We start from the raw sequence: 10,639 nt of genomic DNA on the forward strand, positions 1-10,639 counted from the left end.
GCACCCATTCTACCGCCGCGGCTCCAGCGGCCCCGGGGGCTCAGGACCGCTGAGGCAGGCCCTCGCGGAAGACCCGCTTGAGCTCGGTCAGCTCCGGGCCGTGGCCGGTGCCCTCGGTGTTGAGCGCCGGCTGGTGCCCGGCGACCCAGTGCTGCTCGAGGGCGTCGACGTCGTCCTTCGTCCCGCACTCCGCCCAGCCGAGGAGCAGGTGCTCCTGCATCCACGCCGTGAGCCGCTGCTCGTGCGCCTCGTCGAGGACCACGCGCCCCCGCCCGTCCACGGCGGCGCCGTCCCTCCAGGACGGGTCCCCGGGCAGGAGGACGGCGAGCAGCGTGCGCCGCAGCGCGGAGGAGCGGGTGCGCCGCAGGTGCTGGCCGCTGATCCGCTGGTGGAGGTCGCGCCGGGCGCGGCCCACGTAGAGCAGCTCGGCCGTCCCCGACGAGTGGCGGAGCCGCGGCACCGCGGGCAGGTGCAGCCCGGCCGCCTCCGGGGTGGGGGAGCGGGCGGTGTCCAGCCACCAGGCGTAGACGCCGCGGGAGGGGCGGACCTCCGCCTCCAGCGGCGTGCTCAGTGGGAGCGCGGCGAGGCCGGGCTGCGTGCTCACGGATCACCACCTCCTCGGGGCGTTCTCTTCTGCAACTCTGCTTCGACTGTAGGCGCAGGACGCGGCGGTGCCCACCCCGCCCGACTCGCGCCGTTGTTTCCGGCGCCGCGTTTGCCATACCTAGCGCTGCTAGGGTTCAATGCATAGCACACCTAGGTATCAGGAGGCGCAGTGCGCATCGACAAGGACCTGGTCGCCGCCTCGGCCACCCCGCTCGTGCTGGGGATCCTGGCGGACGGCGACCTGTACGGCTACGCGATCCTCAAGCGCGTCAGCGAGCTCTCCGGCGGCTCCATGCAGTGGACCGACGGCATGCTCTACCCGCTGCTGCACCGGCTCGAGCGCCTCGGCCACGTGTCCTCCTCGTGGGGCACGTCCGAGGCCGGGCGCCGGCGCAAGCACTACGCGATCACGGCCTCGGGCCGGGCCGCGCTCGCCGACCGGCAGGAGCAGTGGACGGTCGTCGCCGACGCGCTGCGGCAGGTGTGGCAGGCCGCGCAGCAGCCGCCCGCCACGACCGAGCGGTGGGCGTGATGGAGCTGCACGCGGAGCAGGAGGCCCAGATCGGGCGGTGGCGCGGCTGGGTCCAGCGCCGCCAGGCGATCTCCCCGGCCGACGTGGACGAGCTCGAGGACCACCTGCGCGAACAGGTCGCGGACCTGAGGGCCACCGGGCTCGACGACGACGAGGCCTTCCTCGTCGCGATCAAGCGCATGGGCAACCTCGACGCCGTCTCGCACGAGTTCGCCCGCGAGCACTCCGAGCGGCTGTGGAAGCAGCTCGTGCTCCTCCCGGAGGACGCCGAGGACGCCGGCGCGCCGCCGTGGCGGGAGCTGGGCGTCGTTCTGGCGCTCGCGGTCGGGGCCGGGCTGGCGGTCAAGGCCGGCACCGCCTGGCTCGGCGACGAGGCGGTGCTGGCGCGCAACCTCGGCCTGCTCGTGCTGCCCTTCCTCGCCGGGTACTTCGCGTGGAAGCGCCGGCTCACCGCGCGCGTGGTGGCGGCGCTGCTCGTCCCGTTCGCGCTGCTGGCGGTGGTGCTCAACGTCTATCCGTTCGTCCCCGGCGGTTCCACCGAGCTGCTCGCCGTCCTGCACGCACCGGTGGTCCTGTGGCTGCTGGCCGGGATCGCCTACACGGGCGGGAGGTGGCGCTCCGACAGCCGGCGGATGGACTTCGTCCGCTTCACCGGCGAGCTCGTGATCTACTACACACTCCTGGCCCTGGGCGGGGCGGTGCTGGTCGGGCTCACGTTCGGGGCCCTCCAGGTCGTCGGGATCGACCTGGAGCCGGTGCTGGAGGACTGGATCCTGCCGTTCGCGGTGCCCGGTGCCCTCGTGGTGGCCGCGTGGCTGGTCGAGGCCAAGCAGAACGTCGTCGAGAACATCGCCCCGGTCCTCACCCGGGTGTTCACGCCCCTGACCATCCTGATGCTGCTGGCCCTCCTGGTGGTGCTCACGGCGGCCGGCGGGCTCGTCGACGTGGACCGCGGGCTGCTGATCCTGATGGATGCGATCCTCGTGCTGGTCCTGGCGCTGCTGCTCTACTCGATCTCCGCCCGGGACCCGCTCGAGCCGCCCGGCCTCTTCGACGGCCTGCAGCTGGTGCTCGTCGTCGCGGCCCTGGCGGTGGACGCGGTGATGCTGACCGCGATGCTGACCCGGATCGCCGAGTTCGGCTCCAGCCCCAACAAGATTGCCGCGCTCGGGCTGAACCTGCTGCTGCTGGTGCACCTGGTGCGGGCGGCCTGGCTGAGCGCCGGGTGCCTGCGGGGACGCCGGCCGTTCGCGGAGCTGGAGCGCTGGCAGACGCGCTACCTTCCGGTCTACGGCGTGTGGGCCGCGATCGTGGTGGTGGTCTTCCCGCTGGTCTTCGCCTTCGCCTGACCGGCGGGCTCCGCGGTCACACCGCGGAGCGGCTGCTGCGGGCGGAGAGGGGCCTGCGCGTCCCGGTGGCAGGGGAGTCGCCCCCCGACGACTGACCAGATGGTCCGAGGCCCGCTGCCACCAGGACGGCGGCATCATGATCGTCGTCGTGCCGGCGGCCTTGCGGCCGGTCGTCCCGACGCGATCCTCACGCGGCGGCTCAGCCCCCCGGCTGATCACCTGCGTGATGCATCAACACTAACACTGGCTTATTACCCGATCGATTCGCATTCTGTCCACAGTTGCGCCGACTTGCCTCGGAGCTCCGCCCCGGACTCCCGCCCGGCTCAGGAGGCGCCCCACGGCCGCGACGTGAGCCCGTGGGCGCCCCGGTACTGCGGGGGGGCCGGCTCGGACAAGCCCTGCAGGAGCTCGTCGTCGAGCGCGTGGACGCTCACGGCCAGGGGGTGGCAGATCTCGACCGGGTCGGTGACGCCGGGCCCGAACATCGGCTTCGACAGGTCCCCGCCCGGGCACGTGGAGAGGGCCACGAGGAGGTCCTGCTCGGCGAAGAACTCGAAGTGATCTCCGGGGGTGGCCGGGCAGGTCTTCATGAAGTACTGGTCCTCGGCGTTGAGCCCGGTGCACTGGAACACGTTGAGCACGTCGTGGACGTCGAACTCGGTGAGCCCCCACGGCAGCGCGGCCCGGGTGAGGTTGGAGTGGCAGTGGTAGTCGAAGTCCACGCCGTTGAGCATCGCAGACACGTACGGGTCGCAGCGGGTGCCGAGGGTGTCGTGCACGCGCCCGCCCGCGGCGTCAACCCCGTAGTCGGCCAGGGTGTCGCCGACGATCGTGGCCATGGGGCGCAGGAACGGCAGGGTGGACCACAGCCGGTCGAAGGTGCTCACGTGGGCGGCTTGCAGCTGCCGGGTGCGGGAGGCCCAGAACCGTTCGCGGGGGTCGTGCCGGTTCCAGAGGTTGAGATCCCCGACCTGGGGCCCCTCCACGGTGGCGATGCGGCACACGTGCCCGGCGGGCACCTCCCAGGCCATGCCCGATCGGATGGGCACGGTCAGCTCCTGGACCAGGGTGCGCCGGCGCGTCTCGGTGCCGATGCGTCCGTAGAAGTCCCGGTCGACCTCGAGGGCCGGGCCCTGGTAGGCGGCCTCGGTCAGTCGCGGGTCGGGGTGCGGTGCCATGGGGTGTCCTCGTCGGTCGGGTCAGGCCTCTGCTCGCGGATCGTTGCAGCAGCTCGTGAGTATGTCCTCCAGCCTGTCAGAACGTCGCGGGACGGTCACGGTCTCCCGGAGGCACCGGCCATGCAGTCCGCTCCCGGCGGGTGGCCGTCCTGCGGGACGGCCGGTGTCGGTTCGAGTGCGGGTGTCCTTAGCATGTCCGCTGCGGTGGCTAGGTTCGGGTGTATGACATTCCGCGCGATCGGTGGTCAGGGGTTGCGGTGAAGCGTTATCGGTATCGGGCTTACCCGGACGGGGACGAAAAACGGGCCCTGTCGAAGGTGTTCGGGTGCGTGCGTGTCGTCTTCAATGATGTGATCGCCGTCCGCCAGGCTTCATATCTTGCCGGGGAGCCGTATCCCACTGCCGGAGAGCTGTCCAAGCGGTTGCTGACCGCGGCGAAGAGGACCCCGGAGCGAGCGTGGCTGTCCGAGGTCTCCTCGGTGCCGTTGCAGCAGGCGTTGCGGGATGCTGACCGGGCCTACCGCAGTTTCTTCGACTCCATGACCGGCAGGCGCAGGGGAAAGCGGGCCGGGATTCCTCGGTTCAGGACTCGGCGTGGCAAGCAGTCGGCTCGGTTCACCCGCAATGCCGGGTTCCGGGTAGAGGAAACGACCCACGGGGTCGGGTTTCTCACTCTCCCCAAGATCGGGCGGATTCGCTTCGTACTGTCCCGGCCGGTCCCGTCGGAGCCGTCGTCGGTGACGGTGATCCAGGAGGCCGACGGTTGTTACTACGTCTCCTTTGTCGTGGCAGCCCCCGATGCTGAGCGGCTCGAGCCAGTACAGCGTGCGGCCGGCGTGGATGTCGGACTCACCCACCTGGCGGCGATCACCTACAGTGACGGCACCCGCCAGAAGGTCCCGAACCCTCGGTGGTTGCGCACCAAGGAACGGGACCTGGCGCGAGCCCAGCGGTCCCTGTCCCGAAAGCAGAGAGGATCGAAGAACCGCGAGAAGGCTCGGCGCCGGGTATCGGTGCTGCACCGGAAAGTGCGGGAAACCCGGCTGGATCACCACCGCAAGCTTGCCCTCAGACTGATTCGCGAGAACCAAGCGATCGCACTCGAGGGCTTGAACGTGGCCGGTTTAGCGCGCACTCGCATGGGCAAGTCCGTCAACGACGCCGGGTGGGCAACGCTGACCCGGCTGATTCGGGAAAAGGCCGCCGACCACGGCCGGGGCGTGCGGACGATCTCCCAGTGCGAGCCCACCTCTCAACTGTGCTCCGTGTGCGGGGCGAAGGACGGACCCAAGCCGCTTCACATCCGCGTGTGGACCTGTGTCGAGTGCCGCACCGCCCTTGACCGGGATTTCAACGCGGCGGTCAACATCATGGTCGCCGCCGGGCTGGCGGAGACCCTAAATGCCTGTGGAGGGGACGTCAGACGCACGCTCGCGTGCGCGGACCCCGGTGAAGCAGGAACCCGCCGAACCGACCGTGAGATCGCGGCGGCGTAGGAATCCCCTGTCTCCGGGCAGGGGAGGAGGTCAAATCGAGCATTGGGGGATGGGGCCGTCTTGGGGGCAGGCCCGTGACCGGCCCAGCGGCCGGTCACAGGGCCCAGATCTCCTCCAGCCGCTCGGCCCGCTCGTGCCGCGCCTGCAGGGCCTCCTCCATGGACACCGCGCGGAACCGGGTGGCCGTGCCCGGGGCGGCGCGGGCCAGCAGGTCCATGTCCGCGGAGATCACGGTGCCCACCATGGCGTAGCCCCCGCCCGAGACCGCGTCCCGGTGCAGCACGATCGGCTGGGTGCCGCCGGGGACCTGGATGGAGCCCACGGCGTAGCCGGCGTCCACGATGTTGGAGGGGTCCGAGCCCGCCCCGAACGGCTGCCGGCGCTGGATCCACTCCACGCCGGGGCCCTCGAAGCGCAGGCCCATCCGGTCCGCCACGGGGGTGAGCTTCCACTCCTCCTCGACCAGCCGGCGCCGGCCCTCGTCGGTGAGCAGGTGGTCGTAGAGGCCCCACATGATCCGCAGCTCCAGCGACCTCCCGAAGCCCGGGCGGAGCCGCTCCGGGATCTCCTCGACCTCGGGCAGCAGGCCGGTGGGCTCGCCCACCGGCACCACGTCCCCGGCCTCCAGCTTCCGGCCGTCCAGTCCGCCCAGCCGCCCGATCGCGTAGGTGGAGCGCGAGCCGAGCACCTCCGGCACGGCGATGCCGCCGCGGACGGCCAGGTAGAACCGGGCGCCGCCGCGGAGCACGCCGAACTTCACGGCGTCCCCCGCCGCCAGCTCGATCCGCCGCCACGACGGGCGCTCCTCGCCGTTGACCAGCACGGGGAGGTCCGCGCCGGTCACGGCGATCGTCGTCGGGGCGTCCACGGTGAAGGCGGGGCCCGTGTAGGTGCACTCGAGCACGGCCTCGACCGCGGTGTTGCCGACCAGCTTGTTCGCCGCCTGCGCGGACTCCTGGTCCATGGCCCCGCCCTGCGGGATGCCCACGTGGTAGTACCCGATCCGTCCCTGGTCCTGGACGGTGGTCAGCAGTCCGGGCTGCTCAATCGTCAGCGCCATCGAGGGCCTCCAGAAGGGTGCGGTTGTAGCTGTCGGGATCGGCGAGCGCGGCTTCGACGTCGAGGGTCACGGGCGCCTGCCGGTACCGCCAGGTGCCGTCCTCGACCTGCTGCTGGATGGAGCGGTACTCGGCCTCGTCGACCGGCCGGAACTTCACGAGGTCCCCGGGCCGGAACAGGATGAGGAAGTCCCGGAAGTCGCGCAGGTGCTGCTCGGGGTCGTAGATGGGGGCGGCGGCGATGCCGAACATCTGGTAGCCGCCGGCGCCGCGCACCGAGTAGATGCACGCGAAGCACCCGCCGTGGCCCACGGTCAGCGGGGGAGTGTCGGTGCGGGGGCTGAGGTACTTGGGCACCTCGAGCTGCCGGTCCCTCGGCACGAGCTGGTACATGAACGGCAGCCCGGCCACGAAGCCCACCATGGACACCAGCCACGGGGACTCGTGGTGGCGGCGGATGAACTCGGCGGCGTCCGCGAGGCCGTTGACCTTCGCGGCGTAGTCGAGGTCGGTGCCGGAGGGGTCCTGGTGGTAGCCCTCGCGGAAGCGGGCCACGACCTCGGCGGTGTAGGGGTCCTGGTACCAGACCGGGACCTCGATGATCCGGGTCTCGGCGGTGTACTGCGTGGACTCGCGGGCCTGCCCCTCGAGCTCCTGGGTGCGCCGCTTGAGGTCCTCGGCCTTGATGACGTCCGGGTCGAAGCGCACCAGCAGGGACGCGTTGGCGGGGCAGACGTCCACCACGCCGGGCAGGTCCAGGGCGGAGAGGCCGTGCGCCACGGTGGTGGCCAGGTAGTGGGCGGTGAGGTTCATGGCCTCGTCGAACTCCACGAACAGGAACTCGTCACCGCCCCACGTGTACCGGGCGGTGGGCAGGTACAGGGTCTCGGTCATGGTGCGCTCCCCTCACTGGGACTGTCGCCGGGCTCGTCGCCGGGCTCGTCGCTGGGTGTGCCGCCGGCCCGGCCGGTCAGCAGCTCGGTCTCGATCCAGGTGGTGTGGTGCGCCACGGCCGCGAACTCCGGGTCCAGCACGAGCCGCCGCAGCAGCGGCACCGTGGTCCTGATCCCCTCCACGTGCGTGGCGGCCAGGGCCGCGCCCATCCGCTGCACGGCCGTCTCCCGGTCCTCGGCGTGCACGATCAGCTTGGCCAGCAGCGAGTCGTAGTACGGGGCCACGGTGTCGCCGCTGCGCACGCCGGAGTCCACGCGGTACTCGGAGCCCTCCGGCCAGTCGAGGCGGCTGATCGTGCCCGGGCTCGGCATGAACCCCTTCTCCGGGTCCTCGGCGTTGATCCGGCACTCCACGGAGTGCCCGGCGAAGGAGATGTCCTCCTGCCGCAGCTCCGTGCGCCCGGCCGAGGCGATCGTGAGCTGCTCGGCGACCAGGTCCACGCCCGTGACGAACTCCGTGACCGGGTGCTCCACCTGCAGGCGGGTGTTCATCTCGATGAACGCCGCCTCGTGCCGGACGGGGTCGTAGAGGTACTCGACCGTGCCCACCCCGGTGTAGGAGCACAGCCGGGCCAGGTTCACGGCGGAGTCCCGGATGCGCTCGCGGACCTCGTCCGGCAGGTCCGGGGCGGGGGCCTCCTCCACGATCTTCTGGGAGCGGCGCTGCAGGGAGCAGTCGCGGTCGCCCAGGTGCAGGAAGGTCTGCCCGTCGCCGAGGACCTGGACCTCCACGTGCCGGGCCCGCTCCACGAACCGCTCCAGGTACACGGTGGGGTCCCCGAAGCTTGCGCCGGCCTCGGACCGGGCGGTGTCGACGGTCCGCAGGAGGTCCTCCTCGGCGCGGACCAGGCGGATGCCGCGCCCGCCGCCACCGGCCGAGGCCTTGATGACGAGCGGGTAGCCGACCTCCCGGGCCAGCGCCAGGACGGCGTCGTCGTCGCCCTCCAGGGGCCCGTTGGACCCGGCGAGGACGGGCACCCCGGCGGCGATCGCGGCCTCCAGGGCCCGGGTCTTGTGGCCCATGAGGTCGATGACGTCGGGGGCGGGGCCCACCCACGTCAGCCCCGCTTCCTGGACGCGCCGGGCGAACGCGGCGTTCTCGGAGAGGAAGCCGTAGCCGGGGTGCACGGCGTCGCACCCGTGCTCCAGGGCCGCGGCCACGAGCGCCTCCGCGTTCAGGTAGGACTTCTGGGCCGGGGCGGGGCCCACCACGGCCACGGCGTCGGCGAGCTCCGCCGCCATGGAGTCCTGGTCCACCTCGCTCACGGCCAGCACGGTGCGCAGGCCCATCTGCTGCGCCGAGCGCAGGATCCGGACCGCGATCTCGCCCCGGTTGGCCACCAGGAGCGTGGAGATCGGCACGGCTCAGCTCTCCGCGACGACGGCGATGACGTCCCCCGGGTTGACCATGTCGCCGTCCTCCACCTCGAAGGCCTGGATCGTGCCGGCGGCGTCCGACTGGACCTCCGAGAACTGCTTCATCACCTCGATGAGACCGATGACCTGGCCGGCCTCGACCGGGTCGCCGTCCCGGACGAACGGGTCCTTGTCGGGTGAGGGGCGGCGGTAGAAGACACCGGGGAGCGGGGACTGGATCTCGGTCATGGTGCGGGTCCTTTCGGTCGGGTGGGGAGACGTGGGGTCGGCGGGCACCGGGTCGGGGAGCTCCGGGTCCGGGTCGGAAGGCCGGGACGACGGCGGCCGGGCGGGTCAGGTGCCCGTCGCCGCGTGGGCGTCGATCGCCGCGCGGACGGCGCGGGCCACCGCGGGCGCCCCCGGGGCGTCGGAGTGCACGCAGACCGACTCGAAGCGCATCGGCAGCTCCGTGCCGTCCTCGGCCCGCACGACCCCCTCGGCCAGGGCCTGCGCCACCCGGTCCGCGGCGGCGCGCGGGTCGGTGGCGTGGGGCGTGCGCTGGATGATCAGCCCGCCCTCGGCGTTGTAGTCGAGGTCCACGTAGAGCTCGGCCACGAACGGCACGCCGCGCTCGGCGCACACGGACTCGTGGGCGGTGCCGGCCATGCCGAGCACGGGCACGCGGTAGTCGGCGGCCACCGCCGCCACCGCCTCCATGAGCGCCGGGTCCTTGGCGACCATCCCGTAGAGCGAGCCGTGCGGCTTGAGGTGGTGCAGGTCCGCCCCGTGCTGGAGCAGGAAGCCGGTGAGGGCGCCCACCTGGTAGCGGACCAGGGACTCGACCTCCTCCGGGGTGAGCACCATGGCGCGGCGGCCGAAGCCCCACTGGTCGGGCAGGGAGGGGTGGGCGCCGATCGCGACGTCGTGGGCCACGGCGGCGGCCACGGTGGCGGACATGATGTCCGGGTCCCCGGCGTGGAAGCCACAGGCGACGTTGGCGAGGTCCACGACCTGCAGCAGCTCCGGGTCGTTGCCGAAGCGGTGCAGGCCGATCCCCTCGCCCATGTCCGAGTTGACGGTGGGCCGGGTGCGGGTCTCAGGTGTGGCCATGGTCACAGCCTATGGACGCGACGCGCCCGTGGGAACGGTCCCGGGGCGATCCCCCGGCGATCTCGGGGTGTCCGCGGGGGCAGTGGGACCCGTCACTGTGCTTTTCCCCGAACACCTGTAGAGTCATCACCAGTTGTTGAAGTTTCGTTCTTGCAGTTCAAGCAGTTCGCCCGGACATCGGGCGCAGCAGTTTTTCTGAGAAGACGTTTTGGCAGGCATCGCAACGCCCGAGCACCCCGATCGCCGGGGACGCTCCGTTTCCCAGAAAGACAGGTTCCCCATGACTACTGGCACCGTGAAGTGGTTCAACGCCGACAAGGGCTTCGGCTTCATCACCCCCGAGGACGGCTCCAAGGACGTGTTCGCGCACTTCTCCGCGATCAACTCCGGCGGGTTCCGCTCCCTCGAGGAGAACCAGCGCGTCGAGTTCGAGACCCAGGACGGCCCCAAGGGCCCCCAGGCCGCGAACATCACCGTGCTTGCGTGATCACGCCCTGATCTCCTCGTGAGATCTCCGGCGCGGGGCTGAACGCCCCGGCGTCGACCTGACATCGCCACCCGGCTCCGGCCGGGTGGCGATGTCTTTCTCTGCCGGACCCCCGCACCGGGTCCCGGGTCCGGCAGCCCGGATCGGGGCGCGCCCGAGCCGACGCAGCCGGGAGGAGGGGCGGAGGATGCCCGAGGTCGAGGTGCTGCCGACGGCCGCCCAGGTGCGCCGCCTGCTGGAGGCGCAGCTGCCGCGGGAGCTCCGCGGACTCCTGGACCTGACGCCGACCCCGGTGGCGCAGGGCTGGGACAACGCACTGTTCCGGCTCGGCCCCGCTCACGCGGTGCGCCTGCCGGTGCGCCGCGCCGCCGTCCCGTGCCTCCTCCACGAGGTGCGGTGGACGGCCGTGGCCGGCGCACCGCTGGCCGCGCTGGGGATCGCCGTGCCCCGGCCGGTGTTCCGCGGCGGTCCCGGCGCCGGGTACCCGTGGCCCTGGGCGGTGGTCCGGTGG

11 protein-coding genes and 1 pseudogene are annotated in these 10,639 nt (G+C 71.9%); 5 read left to right on the forward strand and 7 right to left on the reverse strand.

The genetic code is table 11. From position 1 onward, the window contains the following. Positions 1 to 40: 40 nt before the first annotated feature. A complete protein-coding gene (locus tag CRM73_RS02690) occupies positions 41 to 604 on the reverse strand; it encodes a GIY-YIG nuclease family protein (protein ID WP_109244164.1) in 564 nt (187 codons plus the stop codon). Between the two features lie 171 nt (positions 605 to 775). On the opposite strand from CRM73_RS02690, the gene CRM73_RS02695 reads away from it, so the two are divergent. Both CRM73_RS02695 and CRM73_RS02700 read left to right on the forward strand, forming a co-directional pair. After that, positions 776 to 1,138, forward strand: coding sequence for a PadR family transcriptional regulator (locus CRM73_RS02695; RefSeq protein WP_035923597.1), 363 nt, complete (start codon positions 776 to 778; stop codon positions 1,136 to 1,138). Next, complete coding sequence (locus tag CRM73_RS02700; protein WP_229586744.1) at positions 1,129 to 2,487, forward strand: permease prefix domain 1-containing protein; 1,359 nt, start codon at positions 1,129 to 1,131, stop codon at positions 2,485 to 2,487. Before CRM73_RS02695 ends, CRM73_RS02700 begins: the two co-directional genes overlap by 10 nt. 326 nt (positions 2,488 to 2,813) lie before the next feature. Here the strand turns inward: CRM73_RS02700 and CRM73_RS02705 are convergent, their stop codons facing one another. Then, positions 2,814 to 3,668 (reverse strand): urea carboxylase-associated family protein, encoded by an 855-nt coding sequence (locus tag CRM73_RS02705; protein WP_229586746.1) that lies wholly within the window; start codon positions 3,666 to 3,668, stop codon positions 2,814 to 2,816. Positions 3,669 to 3,925: 257 nt separating this feature from the next. Here CRM73_RS02705 and CRM73_RS02710 point away from each other — a divergent pair, with 257 nt between their 5' ends. Beyond that, complete coding sequence (locus CRM73_RS02710; protein WP_370658514.1) at positions 3,926 to 5,164, forward strand: RNA-guided endonuclease InsQ/TnpB family protein; 1,239 nt, start codon at positions 3,926 to 3,928, stop codon at positions 5,162 to 5,164. A gap of 94 nt (positions 5,165 to 5,258) precedes the next feature. Here CRM73_RS02710 and CRM73_RS02715 read toward each other — a convergent pair whose 3' ends face one another. From CRM73_RS02715 to CRM73_RS02735, 5 genes are all read right to left on the reverse strand, one after another. Beyond that, positions 5,259 to 6,224 (reverse strand): biotin-dependent carboxyltransferase family protein, encoded by a 966-nt coding sequence (locus CRM73_RS02715; protein WP_109268411.1) that lies wholly within the window; start codon positions 6,222 to 6,224, stop codon positions 5,259 to 5,261. Then, on the reverse strand, positions 6,208 to 7,116 hold the full coding sequence (locus CRM73_RS02720) for a carboxyltransferase domain-containing protein (RefSeq protein WP_229586748.1): 909 nt from the start codon (positions 7,114 to 7,116) through the stop codon (positions 6,208 to 6,210). The genes CRM73_RS02715 and CRM73_RS02720 overlap by 17 nt, the downstream gene beginning before the upstream one ends. Continuing rightward, on the reverse strand, positions 7,113 to 8,537 hold the full coding sequence (locus CRM73_RS02725; protein WP_229586750.1) for a biotin carboxylase N-terminal domain-containing protein: 1,425 nt from the start codon (positions 8,535 to 8,537) through the stop codon (positions 7,113 to 7,115). Before CRM73_RS02725 ends, CRM73_RS02720 begins: the two co-directional genes overlap by 4 nt. 3 nt (positions 8,538 to 8,540) lie before the next feature. Next, a complete protein-coding gene (locus CRM73_RS02730) occupies positions 8,541 to 8,780 on the reverse strand; it encodes an acetyl-CoA carboxylase (protein WP_017834473.1) in 240 nt (79 codons plus the stop codon). A 105-nt stretch (positions 8,781 to 8,885) separates the two neighbouring features. Beyond that, the gene (locus tag CRM73_RS02735) at positions 8,886 to 9,641 is read right to left on the reverse strand and encodes a 5-oxoprolinase subunit PxpA (protein WP_181372611.1); all 756 of its coding nucleotides are present in this window, start codon (positions 9,639 to 9,641) and stop codon (positions 8,886 to 8,888) included. 280 nt (positions 9,642 to 9,921) lie between these two features. Between CRM73_RS02735 and CRM73_RS02740 the strand changes: the two genes are divergently transcribed. Together CRM73_RS02740 and CRM73_RS02745 are read left to right on the forward strand one after the other, a co-directional pair. Beyond that, positions 9,922 to 10,128 (forward strand): cold-shock protein, encoded by a 207-nt coding sequence (locus tag CRM73_RS02740; RefSeq protein WP_035923571.1) that lies wholly within the window; start codon positions 9,922 to 9,924, stop codon positions 10,126 to 10,128. A 187-nt stretch (positions 10,129 to 10,315) separates the two neighbouring features. Then, positions 10,316 to 10,639, forward strand: a pseudogene (locus CRM73_RS02745) (phosphotransferase); the annotation flags it as partial.

This window comes from Kocuria sp. CCUG 69068 (assembly GCF_020833785.1).
Lineage (GTDB): Bacteria > Actinomycetota > Actinomycetes > Actinomycetales > Micrococcaceae > Kocuria > Kocuria rosea.